Here is a 22,504-nt window from a genome sequence, read left to right as displayed (position 1 = left end):
CACACCATTACCGGTGCCTGTTGGTTGGTGTGGGTCTCAGGTTTGATGTCTCTGAGATCACACAGTGGACGCGAGCACCACCCACACCAGCCTCAACCGGCGCGGGTGTCGTTGCTTTGTGGTCAAGTCCTCGGCCTATTAGTACCGGTCAGCTCCACACCTTACGATGCTTCCACACCCGGCCTATCAACCCAGTCGTCACCTGGGAGCCTTACCCCCCTCACAGGGGTGGGAGACCTCATCTCAAGGCAGGCTTCCCGCTTAGATGCCTTCAGCGGTTATCCCTCCCGAACGTAGCCAACCAGCCATGCCCTTGGCAGAACAACTGGCACACCAGAGGTTCGTCCGTCCCGGTCCTCTCGTACTAGGGACAGCCCCCTTCAAGTCTCCTGCGCGCGCAGCGGATAGGGACCGAACTGTCTCGCGACGTTCTAAACCCAGCTCGCGTACCGCTTTAATGGGCGAACAGCCCAACCCTTGGGACCTACTCCAGCCCCAGGATGCGACGAGCCGACATCGAGGTGCCAAACCATCCCGTCGATATGGACTCTTGGGGAAGATCAGCCTGTTATCCCCGGGGTACCTTTTAGCCGTTGAGCGACGGCGCTTCCACAAGCCACCGCCGGATCACTAGTCCCAGCTTTCGCTCCTGCTCGACCCGTCGGTCTCACAGTCAAGCTCCCTTGTGCACTTACACTCGCCACCTGATTGCCAACCAGGCTGAGGGAACCTTTGGGCGCCTCCGTTACCCTTTAGGAGGCAACCGCCCCAGTTAAACTACCCACCAGACACTGTCCCCCACCCGGATCCACGGGCGCGGGTTAGACATCCAAAACGACCAGAGTGGTATTTCACCAATGACTCCACCACCACTAGCGTGACAGCTTCACCGTCTCCCACCTATCCTACACAAGCCGTCCCAAACACCAATGTCAAGCTGTAGTGAAGGTCCCGGGGTCTTTCCGTCCTGCTGCGCGTAACGAGCATCTTTACTCGTAGTGCAATTTCGCCGGGTCTGCGGTTGAGACAGCGGGGAAGTCGTTACGCCATTCGTGCAGGTCGGAACTTACCCGACAAGGAATTTCGCTACCTTAGGATGGTTATAGTTACCACCGCCGTTTACCGGCGCTTAAGTTCTCACCTTCGCCTGCGTTACCACAAGCTAAGCGGTCCCCTTAACGTTCCGGCACCGGGCAGGCGTCAGTCCGTATACATCGTCTTACGACTTCGCACGGACCTGTGTTTTTAGTAAACAGTCGCTTCCCCCTGGCCACTGCGACCCCCACCAGCTCCGGACGCACGGTCCATCACCAGCGAAGGCCCCCCTTCTCCCGAAGTTACGGGGGCAATTTGCCGAGTTCCTTAACCACAGTTCACCCGATCGCCTCGGTATTCTCTACCTGACCACCTGAGTCGGTTTAGGGTACGGGCCGCCGGCACACTCACTAGAGGCTTTTCTCGGCAGCATGGGATCACCCACTTCACCACAATCGGCTCGGCATCACATCTCAGGATAATAGAGCGCGGATTTGCCTACGCTCCTCCCTACATGCTTACCCCAGGAACAACCATCGCCTGGGATGGGCTACCCTCCTGCGTCACCCCATCGCTTACCTACTACCAGATCAGGCCAGGCGTTCACCCTCACCCACACCCCGAAGGGCGTGAGGGGTTAAGGACCCTTAGTATCACTGGATTCGATATGGGCGCGTGCCCGCGGGTACGGGAATATCAACCCGTTGTCCATCGACTACGCCTGTCGGCCTCGCCTTAGGTCCCGACTTACCCTGGGCGGATTAACCTAGCCCAGGAACCCTTGGTCATCCGGCGCAGAAGTTTCTCACTTCTGATTCGCTACTCATGCCTGCATTCTCACTCGCACAGCCTCCACGATTGGGTCACCCCACCGCTTCACCGGCTGCACGACGCTCCCCTACCCACCCACACACCTGGATGCGACAAAGCCGCACCGGGCTACACGTGTGAGTGCCACGACTTCGGCGGCGTACTTGAGCCCCGCTACATTGTCGGCGCGGAATCACTTGACCAGTGAGCTATTACGCACTCTTTCAAGGGTGGCTGCTTCTAAGCCAACCTCCTGGTTGTCACTGCGACTCCACATCCTTTCCCACTTAGCACACCCTTAGGGGCCTTAGTCGGTGGTCTGGGCTGTTTCCCTCTCGACCACGGAGCTTATCCCCCGCAGTCTCACTGCCACGCTCTCACTTACCGGCATTCGGAGTTTGGCTGACGTCAGTAACCCGGTAAGGCCCATCAGCCATCCAGTGCTCTACCTCCGGCAAGAAACACGCAACGCTGCACCTAAATGCATTTCGGGGAGAACCAGCTATCACGGAGTTTGATTGGCCTTTCACCCCTACACACAGATCATCCCCCAGGTTTTCAACCCTGGTGGGTTCGGTCCTCCACACGGTCTTACCCGCGCTTCAACCTGCCCATGCGTAGATCACTCCGCTTCGGGTCCACAGCATGCGACTACAAACGCCCTATTCAGACTCGCTTTCGCTACGGCTCCCCCACACGGGTTAACCTCGCCACACACCATGACTCGCAGGCTCATTCTTCAAAAGGCACGCAGTCACATCACAACCATCCCGAAGGACGGTTACGCTCCTACGGCTTGTAGGCACACGGTTTCAGGTACTATTTCACGACCCCTCACCGGGGTGCTTTTCACCTTTCCCTCACGGTACTCGTGCACTATCGGTCATCAGGGAGTATTCAGGCTTACCAGGTGGTCCTGGCAGATTCACACAGGATTTCTCGGGCCCCGTGCTACTTGGGATCCCCTCAAGAAGCCGACACGATTTCACCTACCCGGCTCTCACGGTCTACGGCGCCCCTTCCCAGAGGCTTCGGCTATCGCAACGGTTTATCACTCCTCGGGAGAACGGCAGCCCTCCCACGAAGGTCCCACAACCCCACACACGCAACACCTGCCGGCTATCACACGCGCATGGTTTAGCCTCATCCGCTTTCGCTCACCACTACTCACGGAATCACATTTTGTTTTCTCTTCCTACGGGTACTGAGATGTTTCACTTCCCCGCGTTACCACCAACCGCCCTATACATTCAGACGGCGGCGACACCACATGACTGGTGCCAGGTTTCCCCATTCGGACATCCCCGGATCAACGTCTGGTTGGCGACTCCCCGAGGCTTAACGCAGCCTCCCACGTCCTTCATCGGCTCCTGATGCCAAGGCATCCACCGTGTGCCCTAAAAAACTTGGCCACAAAGATGCTCGCGTCCACTATGCAATTCACAAACAACAAACGAGACCACCAGCCCAACCCGCCACCAAACACCCACCACACCCAGCAGCCCAACCCCCCACAACAAGAGGAGAAGAACCAAACGCCGGACACGTGAGCCGGTATGACAGAAGACCGGTCCCGACAACGAGGAACAACCAGCTCTCGCATGCGGCGAGACCGCTACCGCGACCCCAAGGGCCGCCACAGCGGCCTCAGCCACCCGCAAGCAGGTCCGTTTCCTCAGGACCCAACAGTGTGTCCAACCAACCCCGACCCCGTACCCCGCGTTCCTGAACCCGCTTCCGAAGAAGCAGGCAGTACTGGCAGGCCCGGCAGGCGGGTCTGGTTGAGTAGCCAGTGCTCCACTAATGAGCGTGCCGATGGGCAAGACGTTCGCTTGCCGGCATCGGACATGGACCCGGTCTGCCCGCTTGCGCGGGGCACACACAAGGCCGGTGCTCCTTAGAAAGGAGGTGATCCAGCCGCACCTTCCGGTACGGCTACCTTGTTACGACTTCGTCCCAATCGCCAGCCCCACCTTCGACCGCTCCCCCCCTTGCGGGTTGGGCCACGGGCTTCGGGTGTTGCCGACTTTCGTGACGTGACGGGCGGTGTGTACAAGGCCCGGGAACGTATTCACCGCAGCATTGCTGATCTGCGATTACTAGCGACTCCGACTTCATGGGGTCGAGTTGCAGACCCCAATCCGAACTGAGATCGGCTTTTAGGGATTCGCTCCGCCTCACGGCCTCGCAACCCTCTGTACCGACCATTGTAGCATGTTTGCAGCCCAAGACATAAGGGGCATGATGACTTGACGTCATCCCCACCTTCCTCCGAGTTGACCCCGGCAGTCTCCCATGAGTCCCCGCCACCCCGAAGGGCGCGCTGGCAACATGGAACAAGGGTTGCGCTCGTTGCGGGACTTAACCCAACATCTCACGACACGAGCTGACGACAGCCATGCACCACCTGTCACCCAGTCCAAAGGAGGGCCCTGTCTCCAGAGCTTTCCAGGCGATGTCAAGCCTTGGTAAGGTTCTTCGCGTTGCGTCGAATTAAGCAACATGCTCCGCCGCTTGTGCGGGCCCCCGTCAATTCCTTTGAGTTTTAGCCTTGCGGCCGTACTCCCCAGGCGGGGCGCTTAATGCGTTAGCTACGGCACGGGACCCGTGGAAGGACCCCACACCTAGCGCCCAACGTTTACAGCGTGGACTACCAGGGTATCTAATCCTGTTCGCTCCCCACGCTTTCGCTCCTCAGCGTCAGGTAAGGCCCAGCAAGCCGCCTTCGCCACCGGTGTTCCTCCTGATATCTGCGCATTTCACCGCTACACCAGGAATTCCGCTTGCCCCTACCTACCTCTAGCCAGCCCGTATCCACCGCAGACCCACAGTTAAGCCATGGGCTTTCACGGCAGACGCGACAAGCCACCTACGAGCTCTTTACGCCCAATAATTCCGGACAACGCTCGCGCCCTACGTATTACCGCGGCTGCTGGCACGTAGTTAGCCGGCGCTTCTTGTGCAGGTACACGTCAACTTCGTCCCTGCTGAAAGAGGTTTACAACCCGAAGGCCGTCATCCCCCACGCGGCGTCGCTGCGTCAGGCTTCCGCCCATTGCGCAATATTCCCCACTGCTGCCTCCCGTAGGAGTCTGGGCCGTGTCTCAGTCCCAGTGTGGCCGGTCGCCCTCTCAGGCCGGCTACCCGTCGTCGCCTTGGTAGGCCACTACCCCACCAACAAGCTGATAGGCCGCGAGCCCATCCCCAACCGAAAAAACTTTCCACCTGAAGTCCGATGCCAGACCAGGTCCTATCCGGTATTAGACCCGGTTTCCCAGGCTTATCCCGAAGTTGAGGGCAGGTTACTCACGTGTTACTCACCCGTTCGCCGCTCGAGTACCCCGAAGGGCCTTTCCGCTCGACTTGCATGTGTTAAGCACGCCGCCAGCGTTCGTCCTGAGCCAGGATCAAACTCTCCAAACAATGTCTGGAAAAAATCCCGGCAGACACCCACCACACAAGGCAGGCGTCCAACCAAAGGAACCATCCACCACCACACCCAGAGGCATGGCAGACGGAGGATCATGCATGATTCATGCACTGGCTTTTAACACACTGTTGAGTTCTCAAGAAACGGACGCGTACACCATCACCCGAACCCTGCGACCAGGACCCGAACTCCGGGGCTTCCATCTCGTTTCGCGGTGATCCCGACGCTATCAACCAACCTGACCACCGGCAAACCGGGCCGTTACCGGCACCCGCACCAGCACCCAGGCCCTGACCAGCGCCAAGACCCGCACCCCGTCTCCAGGGCAACTCCACTACCTTACGCTGATCAACTTGCCGTGTCAACGTCTGACGCGACATCTCGATCAGAGAGAGGATCTCGGGAGTGCAGAGGAGCTTAGCACCTCCGGGACCGGATCGATCTCGGAGCCTCCGCGTCATGCGGAGTTGTGCGCCGCCCTGCGAGATAAGACTCTAGCACCGACACGCGCGTGGGATGAACAACTTCGGCAAGCCTGCGGTTATTCCCGGGTCACCCCTGCTCAAACCTTCGATGTCGAGGGGGCATGGCGGGATGCTTGGGGAGCCCGGCCGGCGCAGGCCGACAGGGCTCCCCGCGCACATCAACCCGTGGGCAGGGCGGCGAGCTGGGCTTCGAGGCGGGCGATGTCGGCGTCGGCCTGGGCGGCCCGGGCGCGCACCTTGGCGACGACGTCATCGGGGGCCTTGGCCATGAACTGTTCGTTGCCGAGCTTTCCGGCCTGCTGGGCGGCCTCCTTACGGGCGACCGCGAGGTCCTTCTCCAGGCGCCGGCGCTCGGCCGCGACGTCGATGGCCCCGGCCGTGTCGAGCTCGACGACGGCCGCGCCCACGGCGAGCCTCGCGGTGGCGCTGAAATCGCCGGAGGGATCGTCGAGCCGCACCAGGGACCGGATGGCGGCCTCGTGCGCGGCGAGGGCCGCGTCGTCGAATCTGAGCTTGGCCGCGACCCGCTGGCCCGGCTTCAGCCCTTGGTCGGAGCGGAAGCGGCGGACCTCGGTGATGAGGTCCTGCAGCGCGGCGATCTCGTTCTCGGCGGCCGGGTCGGCGTACTCGGGCCGAGTGTCCGGCCACGAGGTCGCCATGAGGGACGCATCGCCGGTGAGCGCCCGCCACAGCTCTTCGGTGACGAAGGGCACCAGCGGGTGCAGCAGGCGTAGCAGAGCGTCGAAGACATGGCCGAGGACCAGGCGGGTGCGATCGGCCACCTCCCCGCCCGTGCCGATCTGGATCTTGGCCAGTTCGACGTACCAGTCGCAGACCTCGTCCCAGGCGAAGTGGTAGAGCTGGTCGGAGATCTTCGCGAACTCGAACTCGTCGTAGGCGGTGTCGACCGCGCCGGTCACCGTCCGCAGCCGCGAGAGGATCCAGCGGTCGGCGACGGTGAGGTCGCCGGGGGCGGGCAGCGGCGCCGAGACGGTCGCGCCGTTCATCAGCGCGAACCGGGTGGCGTTCCAGATCTTGTTGCAGAAGTTGCGGGCCCCGGCCACCCAGTCTTCGCTGATCGCGACGTCGGACCCGGGGCTGGCGCCGCGCAGCAGCGTGAAGCGGGTGGCGTCCGCGCCGTACCGGGTGATCCAGTCCAGCGGGTCGACGACGTTCCCGGAGGACTTCGACATCTTCTTGCCGAACTGGTCGCGGACGATGCCGTGCAGGGCGACCGTCTGGAACGGCGGGGTGCCGTCCATGGCGTACAGCCCGAACATCATCATGCGGGCGACCCAGAAGAAGAGGATGTCGTAGCCCGTCACCAGGACGGTGGTGGGATAGAAGCGCTCCAGGTCGGGCGTGCGGTCGGGCCAGCCGAGCGTGGAGAACGGCCACAGGCCCGAGGAGAACCAGGTGTCCAGGACGTCGGGGTCCTGGACGTAGCCGGGCGGGGCCTGCTCGTCGGGGCCGACGCAGACGACCTCGCCCTCGGGGCCGTACCAGACGGGGATGCGGTGCCCCCACCAGAGCTGCCGCGAGATGCACCAGTCGTGCATGTCGTCGACCCAGTCGAAGTAGCGCTTGGCGAGCTCGGGCGGGTGGACGCGGGTGCGCCCGTCGCGCACGGCGTCGCCGGCGGCCTTCGCCAGGGGCTGGACGTTGACGAACCACTGCAGGGACAGGCGCGGCTCGACAACGGTCTTGCAGCGGGAGCAGTGGCCGACGGCGTGGAGGTACGGGCGCTTCTCGGCGACGATGCGCCCTTCCGCGCGCAGCGCGGCGACCACGGCGGGCCTGGCCTCGAAGCGGTCGAGGCCCTGGAACGGGCCGTGGGCGGTGATGACGCCGCGCTCGTCCATGACGGTGAGCGACGGCAGGCCGTGACGGCGCCCGATCTCGAAGTCGTTGGGGTCGTGCGCGGGGGTCACCTTGACGGCGCCGGTGCCGAACGCGGGGTCGACGTGCTCGTCGGCCACGACGGGGATCCGCCGGCCGGTGAAGGGCACCTCGACGGTGGTGCCGACGAGGTGGGCGTAGCGGTCGTCCGCGGGGTGCACGGCGACGGCGGTGTCGCCGAGCATGGTCTCGGCACGGGTGGTGGCGACCACGATGGACGCGTCGCCGTCGCCGTAGCGGATCGAGACGAGCTCGCCCTCGTCGTCGGAGTGGTCGACCTCGATGTCGGACAGCGCGGTCAGGCAGCGGGGGCACCAGTTGATGATGCGTTCGGCGCGGTAGATGAGGCCGTCGTCGAAAAGGCGCTTGAAGATGGTCTGGACGGCGCGGGACAGGCCCTCGTCCATGGTGAAGCGCTCGCGGGACCAGTCGACGCCGTCGCCGAGCTTGGTCATCTGGCCGAGGATGCGGCCGCCGGACTCTTCTTTCCACTGCCAGACGCGCTCGACGAAGGCCTCGCGGCCGAGGTCGTGCCGGGAGAGGCCCTGTTTGGCCAGCTCGCGCTCGACGACGTTCTGCGTGGCGATGCCGGCGTGGTCCATGCCGGGGAGCCAGAGGGTCTCGAAGCCGCGCATGCGGGCCCGCCGGGTGAGGGCGTCCTGGATGGAGTGGTCGAGGGCGTGGCCGATGTGGAGGACGCCGGTGACGTTGGGCGGGGGCAGGACGATGGTGTAGGCCTCGCGCTCGCTGCCTACGTCCGCCCGGAAGTAGCCCTCGGATACCCAGCGCTCGTAGCTCCGGGTCTCGACGTCGGCGGGTGCGTATTGAGTAGGCAGTTCAGGCGTTGTCACAGTCACCAATTGTAGGGAGGCCGCTCCCTTGCCCGTGTCGCGTCGGCGCAGGCCCGTAACCTGATATACGGGCACGAGGCACAAAAACGCGCATTCGGCGGACCGTAACCGCCCTGTACTACGTTACGTAACCTGTTAGGCACCCGATCGACACGTGAGGGTAGGACGATGCCGGTCGGCGCAGGCGCGTGCCATGACGGTGAGCGGTCGCCCCTCCGCTCACGCGTTCATGCGGCCTGGTGCGGGAGCCGCCGGTCAGGCGGACTTCTCCCGGGGAGTGCGCTGCTGCTTGGCGTTGAGCTGGTCCCGCGGGACCAGCGTGGGGTTCACGTGCTCCAGCACGGACTCACGAGTGATGACCACCCGCGCGACGTCCTGGCGGGACGGCACCTCGTACATCACCGAGAGGAGGACCTCCTCCATGATGGCGCGCAGGCCGCGGGCACCCGTGCCCCGCAGGATGGCCTGGTCGGCGATGGCCTCCAGGGCGTCGTCGGTGAACTCCAGCTCGACGTTGTCGAGCTCGAACAGCCGGCGGTACTGCTTGACCAGCGCGTTCCTCGGCTCGGTGAGGATCTGGATCAGCGCGTCGCGATCGAGGTTGTGCACGCTGGTGATGATCGGCAGACGGCCGACGAACTCGGGGATCATGCCGAACTTCAGCAGGTCCTCGGGCATGACGTCCGAGAAGATGTCCGAGGCGTCGATCTCGTCCTTGGAGTGGATGATGGCGTTGAAGCCGATGCCCTTCTTGCCGATGCGCGACTCGATGATCTTCTCAAGCCCCGCGAACGCCCCACCGCAGATGAACAGCACGTTGGTGGTGTCGATCTGGATGAACTCCTGGTGCGGGTGCTTGCGGCCGCCCTGCGGCGGGACCGAGGCGGTCGTGCCCTCAAGGATCTTCAGCAGAGCCTGCTGCACGCCTTCACCGGACACGTCGCGCGTGATCGAAGGGTTCTCGCTCTTGCGGGCTATCTTGTCGACCTCGTCGATGTAGATGATGCCCGTCTCGGCCTTCTTGACGTCGTAGTCAGCGGCCTGGATCAGTTTCAGGAGGATGTTCTCGACGTCCTCGCCGACGTAGCCCGCCTCGGTGAGCGCCGTGGCGTCCGCGATGGCGAACGGCACGTTCAGCATCTTGGCGAGGGTCTGTGCGAGCAAGGTCTTGCCCGAGCCCGTCGGGCCGAGGAGAAGGATGTTGGACTTGCCCACCTCCAGACCGTCGTCTCGGCCGCGTTCGCCGGACTGCACCCGCTTGTAGTGGTTGTACACCGCCACCGAGAGGGCCTTCTTCGCCTTGTCCTGGCCGATGACATAAGCGTCCAGGAACTCGAAGATCTCTCTCGGCTTGGGGAGACTGTCCCACTTGAGCTCGGAGGACTCGGAGAGTTCCTCCTCGATGATCTCGTTGCAGAGATCGATGCACTCATCGCAGATGTAGACACCTGGTCCGGCGATGAGCTTTTTGACTTGCTTCTGGCTCTTCCCGCAGAACGAGCACTTCAGCAGGTCTCCGCCGTCGCCGATGCGTGCCACCCCAGATACTCCTTTGCGTGGGACCGCCTGCTCCGCGATCCGAATCTTGCGGACTCGGTCCGAAAAGTCATCCCGCTCAGGTTTCGACGTTACCGTCTTCTGGGCCCTCAGTGCGCCCCCTAGCGGTGAGTCGCACCGGAACGTGCCCAATTGGGCACCGTTCCGGTGCGATCCGCGTCCTCAGGAAGCAACCGCTTGAGCGCGCTTCTTCCGTGAGGGGATGATGTCGTCGATGAGGCCGTACTCCTTGGCCTCGTCGGCGTTGAGAATCTTGTCGCGCTCGATGTCGCGGCGGACCTGCTCGGGCGACTTGCCCGAGTGGCGGGCGACGATCTCCTCCAGGAGCGAGCGCATGCGCAGGATCTCGCGGGCCTGGATCTCGATGTCGCTGCCCTGGCCCCCGCCCTCGGTGGAGGGCTGGTGGATCAGCATGCGGGCGTTCGGGAGCGCAAAGCGCTTGCCCGGCGTGCCGCCGGCGAGCAGCACGGCCGCGGCCGACGCCGCCTGGCCGAGGCAGACCGTCTGGATCTCGGGCCTGACGAACTGCATCGTGTCGTAGATCGCCGTCATGGCCGTGAACGAGCCGCCGGGCGAATTGATGTAGATGCTGATGTCACGGTCGGGATCGAGCGACTCCAGCGTCAGAAGCTGGGCCATGACGTCGTTCGCCGACGCGTCGTCGATCTGCACTCCGAGGAAGATGATGCGGTCCTCGAAGAGCTTGTTGTAGGGGTTCATCTCCTTGACGCCGTACGTGGTGCGTTCGACGAACGAAGGGATGATGTAACGGCCGTTGATGTCTCCCGGCCGGATCAGGTCACTCACGAATTGTCCCTTCAGGAGACGGCGCCCTCGGAGGGCACCTGCCGGGCGCTGCGCACGACGTGGTCGATGAAGCCGTAGTCCTTGGCCTCTTCGGCGGTGAACCAGCGGTCCCGGTCGGAATCCTTCTCGATCTGGTCGAGCGGCTGGCCGGTGTGGTGGGCGATGCGCTCGGCCAAGGTCTTCTTGACGTAGAGCATCTGCTCCGCCTGGATCGCGATGTCCGCGGCCGTGCCGCCGATGCCGCCGGAAGGCTGGTGCATCATGATGCGGGCATGCGGAAGCGCGTAGCGCTTGCCGTGGGCCCCGGCGCACAGGAGGAACTGTCCCATCGAGGCGGCGAGCCCCATGGCCACCGTGCAGACATCGTTCGGCACATACTCCATCATGTCGTAAATCGCCATGCCGGCCGTCACCGAACCGCCTGGCGAGTTGATGTAGAGCCAGATGTCGCGATCGGCGTCGTCGGCGGCCAGCAGTAGCAGCTCGGCGCAGATGCGGTTGGCGACCTCGTCATCCACCTGGGTGCCGAGCACCACGATGCGCTCACGCAACAGACGGTTGTAAAGCTGGTCCTCCAGCCGGAAGGAACCGTTCTCACGGCCCCGGGACTCCGGCCCGAAGCTGGCGGGCTGGTATGAGGTCGGCGGGCTGGTCACAGCGTCACCTTCCGATGCGTCGTAATCGATGGGCGTTGCTTGTGACCTTAACGCGCGGCAAGCACCGGTCAGACCCGGTCTCAACACTGTTCGCTGACGGCGCAGGTCTCTAAAGGTCACTGCGGATCGGACGCGCGCCGGCGCTCCTCCAGGTCAAGCTCGTGGATGAGATGCCGCTGGGTGGTGGCGCTGATCTTGCCATCGGCGTAGAGGTCGTCCACTTCCTGCCGTTGCGCACGGGCGAGTTGCTTGCGCAGCCAGCGCAGGCTCTGCTCGTCGAGCCCCTTCTCCTCGTCGCCGTCGCTCTCGTCCAGGACGGCGCGGGCGCGGTCGAGGCGAAGTTCGTAAAGCTGCCGGAAAACCTCGGCGGTGTGCTCGTCGACCCGGTCGTCGGAGGCGAGCTCCTCCAGGCGCGACAGCGCGGCCTCGGCGGTGGCCCGGCGGGCGTGCGCCTCCTCGATGACGGCCTTCTTGGACTCGCCGAGGCCCAGGCGCCGCAGCAGGGGCGCGAGCGTGGTCGCCTGCCCGAGCAGAGTGGCGAGGACCACCACGGCCGCCAGGAAGATCATCAGTGGCCGGTTGGAGGCGCTCAGCGGGATGGACAGCGCGACGGCGAGCGTGATGGCGCCCCGCATGCCCGCCCAGCCCATCACCAGCCGCTCCCGCCTGCCGACGCGGTCGAACGACAGGTGCTTGCCCGGCAGCCACCGGGCCAGCCGGAAGGCGATCATGGTCCACAGCAGGCGCAGCACGACCACCGCGGCGAGGACGACCACCGCGGTCGTGGCCAGCATGCCGATGGAGTAGTTCGACACCCCGGAGATCACCTGGCGGATCTCCAGCCCGAGCAGGACGAACAGGCTGGACTCCAGCAGCAGCACCAGCACCTCCCAGAAGGCGTTGCCGGTGAGCCGGGAGGCGGGCTGGAGCAGTCCGTGGGCGCGCGTGCCCAGGTAGAAGCCGGTGGCGATCGTGGCGAGCACGCCGGAGAAGCCGAAGTGCTCGGCGGGCAGGTAGGCGACGAACGGCGTGATCAGCGAGAGCACGATCTGCGCGCCGGGGTCGGTGATCCGGCCGCGGAGCCTGCCGACCACCCAGCCGAGCACGAGGCCGTACAGCACGCCGCCCGCGACGACGCGCACGAGCAGCAGGACCCCCGCGGCGGGCGTGACGGGCTCGGTGAGCGCCGTGAGGGCCAGACCGAACAGGGTGAGCGCCACGGCGTCGTTGACGAGGCTCTCGCCCTCCAGGATCGTCACCAGGCGGCGCGGGGTGCCGAGGCGGCGCATGATCGACGTGGCCGACACCGGGTCGGTGGGGGCGACGGCGGCGCCGAGTGCGAGCGCCACGGGCCAGCCGACCTCCGGCAGGACGAAGCGTACGGCGGCCATGACCGCGAGGGCGGTGGCGCAGGTGAGGCCGAAGGCCATCACCGAGATGGGGACCGCGTCCTCCTTGGTCTCCCGGGGCGCGGTGAGGAAGGCGGCGCGGTAGACCAGCAGGGGGAGGTACAGGTTGAGGATGAAGTCGGGCGGCACCACGGCCTTGGACATGGTGGGCACGAAGCTCGCCGCCACGCCGAGCAGCACGAGCGGGATCGCCGCCGGTATGCCCGTCCCCCGTGCCACCGCTCGTCCGACCAGCATCATCACGGCGATCGCGACCGCCACGATGAGGTATGCCTCGATCACCGGCGCCCCCGGTAGCCCGCTCTCACAGTCGAGAGTTGCCCCGGATATGGCAACAATCACCACAAAGGTTGCACAAGGGTGCGCATGTCGCAGTAAATGCCAATGCCCTCACCGTGCATCACGGTGAGGGCATGGACGATCACACCGGAGGCGCGGGCCGCGCCTCAGAGCGGGGACGCGAAGGTCACTCGGCGGCCGGGGCGTTCTCCTCGGCCTCCTCCTCGGCGTTCAGCTCGGTGTAGATGGCCTTGAGGTCGACCTCGTTGCCGTCCTCGTCGGTCACCTTGGCGGCGTCGCCGATGACGGTCTTGGCCTTGTCGCGGACGATCTCGACCATGGCCAGGGTGAGCTGGTCGTTGTCGGCGAGGTGCTGGGCGAGGGTGTTCGGGGCGACGCCGAGCTGGGCGGCGCGGCGCACCACGAAGTTGGTCAGCTCCTGCTCGCTGACGCCCAGGTCCTCCTGCTTGACGATCTTGTCGAGCAGGAAGCCGGTCTTGATCGCCTTGCGGGAGTTCTCGTCGAACTCGGCGAAGCGCTCTTCCTCGGTGGTCTGGTAGAGCCGGAAGAACGCCTCGCGGCTCAGGCCGCTCTCGCCGATCTGGTGCTCCAGATTGTGCTTGCGGGCGTCCACCTCGGCGTTGAGGGCGCTGTCGGGCAGCGGAATGTCGATCTGGTCCAGCAGAGCCGTCAGGGCGTTCTCGCGGGCCTGCACGACCTGGTCGATGAGCTTGTTGCGGCGGGCCTGCTCGCGGATGCTGTCGCGCAGCTCCTGCAGGGTGTCGAACTCGCTGGCCAGGCCGGCGAACTCGTCGTCGAGCTCGGGGAGGACCTTCTCCTTGACGTTCTTGACCTTGATGGTGACGTCGGCCTCCTCGCCGGCGTTCTCACCGCCCACCAGCGTGGTGGTGAAGGTCTTCTCGTCACCGGCGGCCATGCCGACCAGGGCGTCGTCGAGACCCTGGAGCACCGAGCCCGCGCCGACCTCGTAGGAGACGTCGGAGGCCTGCTGCTCCTCGATGTTCTTGCCGTCGATCGTGGCGGCGAGGTCCATGACGACGTAGTCGCCGTTGCCGGCGGCGCGCTCGACGCCGGTCAGCGTGGCGAAGCGCTGGCGCAGCGCCTCGACCTGCGCGTCGATGTCCTCGTCGGAGACCTCGGAGGAGGGGACGGTCACCTCGATGCCCTTGTAGTCGGGGACGTCGAAGGCGGGGCGGACGTCCACCTCGGCGGTGAACTCGACCTCCTTGCCGTCGTCGATCTTGGTGACCTCGATCTCGGGCTGGCTGACGGGGAAGACGTCGCTCTCGTCGACGGCCTTGCCGTACAGCTTCGGCAGGGCGTCGTTGAGCGTCTCCTCCAGGACCACCGCGCGGCCGAAGCGCTGCTCGATGATGCGGGCGGGAACCTTGCCGGGGCGGAAGCCGGGCACGCGCACCTGCTGCGCGACCTTCTTGTACGCCGCCTGCATGCTCGTCTCGAGCTCCTCGAACGGCACCTCGACGGTGAGCTTCACCCGGGTGGGGCTGAGCTCCTCGACAGCGGTCTTCACGGGGTGGTCTCCTTGATCAAGCTTCTGGTGATCGCGGGCGCGTCATGCCGTACGGCCACCGCGACACGATCGCGCGCCGCGCCCACTTGGGCGGCTCAGTGCACAGCCAGCGGGCACGTCCGGCTCGGGCGTGCTCAACTGAGGCGGGTGTCCAGCGCCGCATGCCAGTCTAGGGCAGACAGGCACCTCCGGCGTCATCGACAGGCGTCACATTCGGTCAGAGATGATCTTCTGCAAGATATCGACGGTGGCCTCGGGGGTGGTGCTGACGGCGCACAGCCGTTCCATCACCTCGCTGTAACGGTCCACTTCCTCGCGTTTGTCGAGGTAGAGCGCGCTGGCGAGTTGCTCGACGTACACCACGTCCGGCAGGTCGTTGTCGTGGAAGCGAAGGATGCTGAAGGCGCCGCCCTCGGCGCTGTGCCCGCCGAAGCTGAACGGCATGACCTGGATGGTGATCTTCGGCTGGCGCATGAGCTCAAGCAGATGTTCAAGCTGGCCGCGCATCACGTCGGTCCCCCCGATGGGGCGCCGCAGCGCGGCCTCGTCGATGACGGCCCAGAAGATCGGGCCGTCGTCGCGGTCGAGGACGCGCTGGCGTTCCATGCGCAGGTCGACGCGGCGCGAGATCTCGGCGGGGCCGATGCCCGCGGCCCCCGCGGTGATGACCGCGCGGGCGTACTCCTTGGTCTGCAGCAGGCCGGGGATGAACTGCACCTCGTAGGTGCGGATGCGGGCCGCCGCCTCCTCCAGGCCGACGTACGCCTGGAACCACGAGGGGAGGAGGTCGTTGAAGCGGTGCCACCAGCCGGGTTCGTTGGCCCTCTCCAGGAGGTTCATGACGGCGGTGCGCGCCTCGCCCTCGGCGACCCCGTAATAGGCGAGCAGATCGGCGACGTCGCGCTCCTTGAACCCGACCCGGCCGAGCTCCATCCTGCTGATCTTGGACTCGGAGCCGCGGATCACGTGGCCGGCGTCCTCCCGCGTGATGCCCTTCTCTTCGCGCAGGCGGCGCAGCTGGGTGCCGAGAAGAATACGGAGGGCCGTCGGACCGGAGCCAGGCTGGTACTGAGTCATTCGGCCTCCTTCTCTTCTCGGGTCTACGGCCAGCCAACACAGTGTCACCACTTCCGGCCCGCCTGACAAGGTCTGGTGCGCGCGCCCTTCCGACGGGCCGCTGACCGGTGCTCACGGAGCGCGAACGGCCCGGCTCTTGCGTTTGCACGACGCAGCTGCACGTGCATTTGGGTCTTGCATGAGCCGCAATACTGACCCATGATGGCCTAGTGCATATTGGGCTAAAGGTGCACTAACTCGTAAAGAGACGACAGGGCGCGGAGACTCACAATGACGGCGGGAGGTATCAGCGGGATGCTGGAGCCGGTATCCGCAGCCCGATGTCTCGAACCGGCCGACGGTGTGGGTTTCCAGCGGCTCATGCGCTCCGCGCTCCACGGCGACACCGCCACCTGCCCGCTGCGCCCCCAGGCCGATTCCGTGAAAACGGCCCGCGACGTCACGAGGACCACCCTCGGCGGCTGGGGACTCGCCCCGCTCTGCGACGACGCGGTCCTGGTCGTATCCGAGCTGGTCACCAACGCCGTGCGCTACGGCATCTGCGGGCCGCGACGCCTGGACGCCCAGCCGATCACGCTGATCCTCCTGCGCCTCTCGCCGCACGTGCTGCTCGCCGTCTCCGACCCCAGCGACGAGATACCGACGCCCAAGGAGCCGGATTTCATCTCCGAGCATGGGCGCGGACTGCACATCGTGGAGACCTACAGCACGCGCTGGGGATGGGACGCCCTGGACGAGGGCGGCAAGGCCGTCTGGGCGCTTTTCGGCTCCGCCTGAGCCCTCCCGCGAACGCCGCGAAAACGTCCTTGGGCCTACGTCGAAATTTCGGCCTGGTTACGCGCTGATGTCGGACCGGAGACGTCTGCACAGGCGCTCACGGTCCGCACCCGCCCAAACGGCGATCTCACCTTTTGTATAGGTGTCGGTCGCGCGGACGCCGAGTCGCGCGGGCCGACCGGCCGGCCGGGAACCCGCCGCCCTCGCGCCCCGGATGACCGCTACGACACGGGGCCGCTCCCCCGCCGCCGCGGGCGAGCCGACAGGCTCGTGTCGGGGTGACCGGATTTGAACCGATGATCTCCTGCACCCAAAGCAGGCGCGCTACCAAGCTGCGCTACACCCCGGAACGCCTGGCCGCTCGCGCACTCGGAATCTCCGGTACGCTTACGTCCTGACGACCGGATGAAGTCTAGACCAGACGGCGACCGGCTCGCGCGGACGTAGCTCAATGGTAGAGCCCCAGTCTTCCAAACTGGCTACGCGGGTTCGATTCCCGTCGTCCGCTCTCACCCCGAAGGCCCAGGCAGAGGACACGATCCCCGACCCGGGCCTCACTTTATTCACGGCCGGCTTTTGGTGCCGTGCCCGTGAGGACAGTTCGATACAAGGCCACGGCGCTCCACGCCGTCGCACGGCCCGCACGCCCAGGCCGCCCGGCCTGCGCCGTGGGCGCCGGTCCCGGCCGACTCCAGGCAGCCAAGGGTTGGAGGGGGTGGTGCTGTTCGCGGTCACCTCTCCGCTCTCGCAACTCCTCATGTTCCTGCCGCTCGCATCGCTGAACGAAGTGATCATCAGCACGCTTTTCCCCGCTACCGGCCTGCTCCAAGCGTGGCTTCTCTGGCTGATCGCGCGCGGACGGCGGAAGAGCCCCTCCCCGGCCGAGGGCACTCCGGCATCAAGATGATCATCACGGCCAGACCCACCACTCGATTGGGTACATCGCCAGAATTCGCCCCTTCACCTACTGTTCGCCCATGCCCCTCAATCAACGCATACGCCGCCCGCTGACAGGTCAGGTGACGATCTCCAAGGGCATGGGTCTCGCTCTAATGGCTTCTGCTCTGGTTATAGGCGGCGTCGCAGCGATCCACCTGCGAATCGGTAGCGTCCGCCTCACGCTGGCCGAGGGACACGCGATGCTGAACGGGCCAGGTGTCCACGGCTCCTTTCAGGCGGACAACGGTCTGACCGCCCTCGTCTGGGGAACGGTGCCATGGACCGATCGTGAGGGCACCTGGCATCAGGGGGACCGACCCGAATGCCTCTGGGACGAAGATCCGTCCGACAAGATGAATCGAAGCGCGGGAGCGCGCGTGGAAGCGGGATACCGGTGGGTCGACATCCCGGGTGGGGGCTCTTATCCCCTGGTCATGTGGCTCCGCTGCCCATAGCTGGACCATGGCCGGCACGGGTGCTCGACAGCCGGGTGATCTAGGGACGGATCATCGAGATCATCCCGTTCGTTGTCTCCGCTCCCCGGTTGCGGTTCTGGTTGCCATCCAGCGCCGCTCAAGCCCTTTCGAGAATTTCCGGACGAGAGGTGAGTATCCGAAGGGTGTCCTCGGAAAGCGTGCTCGTTGGGGGACGCGTCAGGGAATTCCGGCTATTCGGACATGTTTTGACGTGTTGGCGTTCGGTGGATATCGGGTGGGGCAGAGGGACGTCATGGGTGCGCAAGCGGAAGAGTTCGACGTCATCGTGCTGGGGCTGGGGCCTGGGGGCGAGGAGGTCGCGGGGCGGCTCGCCGAGGCGGGGGTCGCCGTGGCCGGGGTCGAGGCGCGGCTCGTGGGCGGCGAATGCCCCTATTGGGGGTGCGTGCCGTCCAAGATGATGATTCACGCTGCTGACCTGCTCGCCGATGCCCGCCGGGTCCGTGGGACCGCGGGAGGGGCCGCCGTGATTCCCGACTGGACGCCTGTGGCGCGTCGCGTCCGCGAGGAGGCGACCGACGGGTGGGACGACGCGACCGCCGCCGGCCGTTTCGCGGGCAAGGGCGGCACCCTGGTGCGCGGCCACGGCAGGCTGGCCGGGCCGCGGGAGGTCCTGGTGGACGGCACCCGGCTCCTGCGCGCCCGCAGGGGCGTCGTCGTCGCGACCGGGTCGCAGGCCGCGGTGCCGCCGATCCCGGGGCTGGCCGGAACCCCGTACTGGACCAACCACCAGGCCGCCGAGGCCGCGCGGGTGCCCGAGTCGCTGGTCGTGCTCGGCGGCGGCGCGGTCGGCCTGGAGCTCGCGCAGGTGTTCCGCCGCTTCGGCGCCGAGGTCACCGTCGTCGAGGCGGCCGACCGGCTGCTCCCCCAGGAGGAGCCGGAGGCGGGCGAGCTGCTCGCCAAGGTGTTCGCCGATGAGGGCGTCACCGTGCGCACCGGCACCGAGGTCTCCCGCGTTGACCACCACGGCGCGGCCTTCACCGTGATGACCGACGCCGGCAGCAACCGCGCCGAGCGGCTGCTGGTGGCCACCGGACGCCGCTCGGACCTCGCCGCGCTCGGCGCCGGGGCGGCCGGCCTGGACGAGTCGGCCCCGGCGATCGCCGTGGACGGCCACATGCGTGCGGCCGACGGCGTCTGGGCGGTCGGGGACGTGACCGGCATAGGGCCGTTCACGCACGTAGCGGTGTACCAGGCGAGGATCGCGCTCGCCGACATCCTGGGCAAGCCGGGCCCCGCGGCGGAGTACCACGCCGTGCCCCGGGTGACCTTCACCGACCCCGAGGTCGGCTCGGTGGGGCTGACCGAGCGGGAGGCCCGGGAGAGGGGGCTGCGCGTGCGCGTCTCGACGGTCCCGCTGGAGTCCTCCGCCCGGGGTTGGATCGCGGGTGCCGAGGGGTTCGTGAAGCTCGTGGCGGACGGCAATGTGCTGGCGGGCGCGACGGCGGCGGGGCCGTCCGGCGGCGAGGTGCTCGCCCTGCTCACCCTGGCCGTCCACGAACGGATCCCGGTCGAGCGGCTCCGGAGCATGATCTACGCCTACCCCACCTTCCACCGCGCCGTCGAGGACGCCCTCGCCGGGCTCGGCTGAGCCCCGTACCCGTGCCGCCCTGAGTGACCCGCGCCCCCTGACGAGATCTTGCTCGCCGGGTTAACGTCAGGGGCGACAACGCGGGAGGGGCATGATGACGATGGACATCCGCGAGGCGTACCGCCGGGCTCTGCACCACTTCGGCGGGTACGTGCACCGGGTGGGGGCCGGCGAGTGGCGGCTCCCCACGGCGTGCGGGGACTGGGACGTACGCACCTTGGTCGAGCATCTGGTGGGCGAGAGCTTATGCGCCCCGGAGCTTCTTTCCGGCCGGTCGGCGGCCGAGGTGCAGGATCTGCTGGAGGGGGACCTGCTGGGCGACGACCCGGTGAAGGCGTTCGACGTCGCCGCGGCGGCCGCCGTGCGCGCCACGGAGCCCGCCGACGTGCTGACCAGGACGGTGCGCCTGTCCTTCGGCGACGTCCCCGGCGAGGAGTACATCACCGAGCTGTTCGCCGACACGTTGATCCACACCTGGGACCTGGCGACGGCCATCGACGCCGGCGACCGTCTGGATCCCGAGCTGGTCGAGGTCTGCGCGGCGTGGTTCGCGGGGGCGGAGGACGCCTACCGGCAGGCGGGCGTGATAGGAGATCGCCCGCCCCTGCCGGAGGACGCCGACGCGCAGACGCGCCTGCTCGCGGCCTGGGGGCGGGGCGCCCGCCCGCCGGAGGCTCCCTAGGCCGGTGCCGCGCGTCTCAGCGTGACGCCGGGCGCTTGCCGTGGTTGGCCTTCCTCTTCTTGCGTGCCCGGCTCTTGCGCGCGCGTCTGGCCATCTCGGCGTCCCTTCGGGTTCGTCTCGTGCTCCCACCCTCGCCCGGTGAACGGGGGCCGTACAAGGCCCAAACGTCAAAGGAACCGCGTGCGCGGCGGCACGACCCCACCACGTTCAAACAGCAGTTCGGTGGGGATATGTAATAATTTGGTGGAATGTGGGGAAAGGGGTGGGGGATGCTGGCACAGCAGCGGCAGCAGGCGATCCTGGAGCGGGTGCGCAGGAACGGCGCGGCACGCGTCGCCGACCTCGTGCGCGAGCTCGGCGTCTCGGACATGACGATCCGCAGGGACCTGGAGGTCCTCGCCGAGCGGGGACTCGTTGAGAAGGTGCACGGCGGCGCCACGGCCACCGGCGCCGGTTCCACCGAGGAGCCGGGCTTCGCCGCCAAGTCCGTGCGCCAGCAGGCCGAGAAGGAGGCCATCGCGCGCAGCGCCGCCGAACTGGTGCGCCCCGGCACCGCGGTCGCGCTGTCGGCGGGCACGACGACCTGGACGCTCGCCCACTTCCTGACCGACGTCCCCGAGCTGACCGTCATCACCAACTCGCTGCAGGTGGCCGACGTCTTCCACCGCTCGGGCAGGCCGGACCAGACCGTGGTGCTCACCGGCGGGGTGCGCACGCCCTCGGACGCGCTGGTCGGCCCGGTCGCGGTGGCCGCCATCCGCGAGCTGAACGTCGACACGCTCATGCTCGGCGTCCACGGCATGAACCTCAGGGCGGGCTTCACCACGCCGAACCTGCTGGAGGCCGAGACCAACAGAGAGCTGGTCGCCGCCGCGCAGCAACTGGTCGTGCTCGCCGACCACACCAAGTGGGGCACGGTCGGCATCAGCACGATCGCCAAACTCGAGGAGGCGCACGTGCTGATCAGCGACACGGGCCTGCCCGAAGACGCGCGTCCCCTCCTCGCCGACCAGGTGGGCGCGCTGGTGCTCGCCGACCCGCGCGAGGCGGCCGAGGCGGCGGCCCAGTGAAGCGCACGGTCACCCGCCTGGCGGACGGCAGGGAGCTGATCTACTTCGACCGGCGCGCGGACGCCGACCGCTCCGCGGCCGACACCCGCGACCTGCCGCCGCGTCCCCCGGCCTCGGAGCTGCGGCACGACCCCGTCCTCGACGAGTGGGTCGCCATCGCCGGGCACCGCCAGGGCCGCACGTTCCTGCCGCCCGCCGACCAGTGCCCGCTGTGCCCGTCCGCCCCGGGCCGGGCGAGCGAGATCCCCTCCCCCGACTACGACGTCGCGGTCTTCGAGAACCGCTTCCCGTCCTTCGGCGGGCAGGCGGGCGCGTACGAGGATCCGGGCGGGCTGAGCGAGGCGCGGGCGGGCGCCGGGCGGTGCGAGGTGGTGTGCTTCACCTCCGCGCACGACTCCTCCTTCGCCGCCCTCTCCCCCGCCCAGGTCGAGCTGGTGCTCGCGGCGTGGGCCGACCGCACCACCGAGCTGTCGCGGCTGCCGGGCGTGGAGCAGGTGTTCTGCTTCGAGAACCGCGGCGCAGAGATCGGCATCACGCTCACGCACCCGCACGGGCAGATCTACGCCTACCCGTACGTGACCCCGCGGACCCGGCGCATGCTGGCCTCGGCGGCGCGCCACCGGGAGCGCACGGGCGGCGACCTGTTCGCCGACGTGCTCGCCGCCGAGCGCAAGGCAGGGGTGCGCGTGGTGGCCGAGAACGAGCACTGGACGGCGTTCGTCCCGGCCGCGGCGCGCTGGCCCTTCGAGGTGCACGTCTACCCCCACCGGCGGGTGCCGGACCTGACTGCGCTGGACGCCGGCGAGCGGGCGTCGTTCGGCCCGCTGTACACCGGAGTGCTGCGGCGGCTGGACGGCCTGTTCGGCGTGGCGATGCCGTACGTCGCCGCCTGGCACCAGGCGCCGGTGCGCCAGGGGCGCGACCTGGCCTACCTGCATCTCCAGCTCTTCAGCGTCCGCAGGGCGGCGGAGAAGCTGAAGTACCTGGCCGGCTCGGAGTCGGCGATGGGCGCGTTCGTCAACGACGTGCTCCCGGAGGAGGCCGCCCAGCTACTTCGGACATCAGGTGATTTTTAGCGACATTTCGCCCCAAAGTCCCCACTGA

The 22,504-nt window shown here is 66.7% G+C and carries 14 protein-coding genes, 2 tRNA genes and 2 rRNA genes; 7 read left to right on the top strand and 11 right to left on the bottom strand.

Features of this window, described 5'->3' with window-relative positions:
• Nucleotides 1-118: 118 nt before the first annotated feature.
• The 9 genes from BJ982_RS17825 to BJ982_RS17785 all read right to left on the bottom strand — a co-directional run bounded on the left by BJ982_RS17825 (nucleotide 119) and on the right by BJ982_RS17785 (nucleotide 15,847).
• A 23S ribosomal RNA gene (locus BJ982_RS17825) occupies nucleotides 119-3,257 on the bottom strand.
• 489 nt (nucleotides 3,258-3,746) lie between these two features.
• Nucleotides 3,747-5,268, bottom strand: a 16S ribosomal RNA gene (locus BJ982_RS17820).
• The 16S and 23S rRNA genes sit together here, the layout of an rRNA operon.
• Nucleotides 5,269-5,918: 650 nt before the next feature.
• The gene (locus BJ982_RS17815) at nucleotides 5,919-8,519 is read right to left on the bottom strand and encodes a valine--tRNA ligase (RefSeq protein WP_184881496.1); all 2,601 of its coding nucleotides are present in this window, start codon (nucleotides 8,517-8,519) and stop codon (nucleotides 5,919-5,921) included.
• 246 nt (nucleotides 8,520-8,765) lie between these two features.
• On the bottom strand, nucleotides 8,766-10,049 hold the full coding sequence (gene clpX / locus BJ982_RS17810; RefSeq protein WP_114033080.1) for an ATP-dependent Clp protease ATP-binding subunit ClpX: 1,284 nt from the start codon (nucleotides 10,047-10,049) through the stop codon (nucleotides 8,766-8,768).
• A 180-nt stretch (nucleotides 10,050-10,229) separates the two neighbouring features.
• Nucleotides 10,230-10,874 (bottom strand): ATP-dependent Clp protease proteolytic subunit, encoded by a 645-nt coding sequence (locus BJ982_RS17805; RefSeq protein ID WP_184613057.1) that lies wholly within the window; start codon nucleotides 10,872-10,874, stop codon nucleotides 10,230-10,232.
• An 11-nt stretch (nucleotides 10,875-10,885) separates the two neighbouring features.
• On the bottom strand, nucleotides 10,886-11,530 hold the full coding sequence (locus BJ982_RS17800; protein ID WP_184881494.1) for a ClpP family protease: 645 nt from the start codon (nucleotides 11,528-11,530) through the stop codon (nucleotides 10,886-10,888).
• Between the two features lie 116 nt (nucleotides 11,531-11,646).
• Nucleotides 11,647-13,221, bottom strand: coding sequence for a Na+/H+ antiporter (locus tag BJ982_RS17795; RefSeq protein WP_184881492.1), 1,575 nt, complete (start codon nucleotides 13,219-13,221; stop codon nucleotides 11,647-11,649).
• A 184-nt stretch (nucleotides 13,222-13,405) separates the two neighbouring features.
• Nucleotides 13,406-14,770 (bottom strand): trigger factor, encoded by a 1,365-nt coding sequence (gene tig / locus BJ982_RS17790; protein WP_184881489.1) that lies wholly within the window; start codon nucleotides 14,768-14,770, stop codon nucleotides 13,406-13,408.
• A 207-nt stretch (nucleotides 14,771-14,977) separates the two neighbouring features.
• Entirely contained in the window at nucleotides 14,978-15,847 is an 870-nt protein-coding gene (locus BJ982_RS17785) for a Sco1979 family transcriptional regulator (RefSeq protein ID WP_184613053.1), read from the bottom strand.
• Between the two features lie 360 nt (nucleotides 15,848-16,207).
• On the opposite strand from BJ982_RS17785, the gene BJ982_RS17780 reads away from it, so the two are divergent.
• A complete protein-coding gene (locus tag BJ982_RS17780) occupies nucleotides 16,208-16,624 on the top strand; it encodes an ATP-binding protein (protein WP_260413790.1) in 417 nt (138 codons plus the stop codon).
• A gap of 273 nt (nucleotides 16,625-16,897) precedes the next feature.
• On the opposite strand, the gene BJ982_RS17775 is transcribed toward BJ982_RS17780, so the two are convergent.
• Nucleotides 16,898-16,971 (bottom strand) — tRNA-Pro (locus BJ982_RS17775).
• Nucleotides 16,972-17,061: 90 nt separating this feature from the next.
• On the opposite strand from BJ982_RS17775, the gene BJ982_RS17770 reads away from it, so the two are divergent.
• From BJ982_RS17770 to BJ982_RS17755, 4 genes are all read left to right on the top strand, one after another.
• Nucleotides 17,062-17,132, top strand: a tRNA-Gly gene (locus tag BJ982_RS17770).
• Nucleotides 17,133-17,330: 198 nt separating this feature from the next.
• Complete coding sequence (locus tag BJ982_RS17765) at nucleotides 17,331-17,531, top strand: SCO4225 family membrane protein (RefSeq protein ID WP_373869614.1); 201 nt, start codon at nucleotides 17,331-17,333, stop codon at nucleotides 17,529-17,531.
• Nucleotides 17,532-18,292: 761 nt separating this feature from the next.
• A complete protein-coding gene (locus tag BJ982_RS17760; RefSeq protein WP_184881485.1) occupies nucleotides 18,293-19,648 on the top strand; it encodes a dihydrolipoyl dehydrogenase family protein in 1,356 nt (451 codons plus the stop codon).
• A 91-nt stretch (nucleotides 19,649-19,739) separates the two neighbouring features.
• Nucleotides 19,740-20,330 carry a TIGR03086 family metal-binding protein gene (locus tag BJ982_RS17755; RefSeq protein WP_239122881.1) on the top strand — a complete coding sequence of 197 codons (591 nt, stop codon included), beginning with the start codon at nucleotides 19,740-19,742 and terminating at the stop codon, nucleotides 20,328-20,330.
• Between the two features lie 16 nt (nucleotides 20,331-20,346).
• Here BJ982_RS17755 and BJ982_RS40910 read toward each other — a convergent pair whose 3' ends face one another.
• The gene (locus BJ982_RS40910; protein WP_373869622.1) at nucleotides 20,347-20,424 is read right to left on the bottom strand and encodes a 50S ribosomal protein bL37; all 78 of its coding nucleotides are present in this window, start codon (nucleotides 20,422-20,424) and stop codon (nucleotides 20,347-20,349) included.
• Between the two features lie 175 nt (nucleotides 20,425-20,599).
• Between BJ982_RS40910 and BJ982_RS17750 the strand changes: the two genes are divergently transcribed.
• Together BJ982_RS17750 and galT are read left to right on the top strand one after the other, a co-directional pair.
• Entirely contained in the window at nucleotides 20,600-21,400 is an 801-nt protein-coding gene (locus BJ982_RS17750; protein ID WP_184881483.1) for a DeoR/GlpR family DNA-binding transcription regulator, read from the top strand.
• A complete protein-coding gene (galT, locus tag BJ982_RS17745; RefSeq protein WP_184881481.1) occupies nucleotides 21,397-22,476 on the top strand; it encodes a galactose-1-phosphate uridylyltransferase in 1,080 nt (359 codons plus the stop codon). The genes BJ982_RS17750 and galT overlap by 4 nt, the downstream gene beginning before the upstream one ends.
• The last annotated feature ends 28 nt before the right edge of the window (nucleotides 22,477-22,504 follow it).

This window comes from Sphaerisporangium siamense, from assembly GCF_014205275.1.
Classification (GTDB): Bacteria; Actinomycetota; Actinomycetes; order Streptosporangiales; family Streptosporangiaceae; genus Sphaerisporangium; species Sphaerisporangium siamense.
This window is presented reverse-complemented; position numbering and strand designations above follow the sequence as displayed.

Coding starts and splice junctions, on each gene's coding strand:
- BJ982_RS17750 (WP_184881483.1), top strand. CDS start 20,600: ATGCTGGCACAGCAGCGGCAGCAGGCGATCCTGGAGCGGGTGCGCAGG.
- BJ982_RS17780 (WP_260413790.1), top strand. CDS start 16,208: ATGCGCTCCGCGCTCCACGGCGACACCGCCACCTGCCCGCTGCGCCCC.
- BJ982_RS17760 (WP_184881485.1), top strand. CDS start 18,293: ATGGGTGCGCAAGCGGAAGAGTTCGACGTCATCGTGCTGGGGCTGGGG.
- BJ982_RS40910 (WP_373869622.1), bottom strand. CDS start 20,424: ATGGCCAGACGCGCGCGCAAGAGCCGGGCACGCAAGAAGAGGAAGGCC.
- BJ982_RS17755 (WP_239122881.1), top strand. CDS start 19,740: ATGATGACGATGGACATCCGCGAGGCGTACCGCCGGGCTCTGCACCAC.
- BJ982_RS17785 (WP_184613053.1), bottom strand. CDS start 15,847: ATGACTCAGTACCAGCCTGGCTCCGGTCCGACGGCCCTCCGTATTCTT.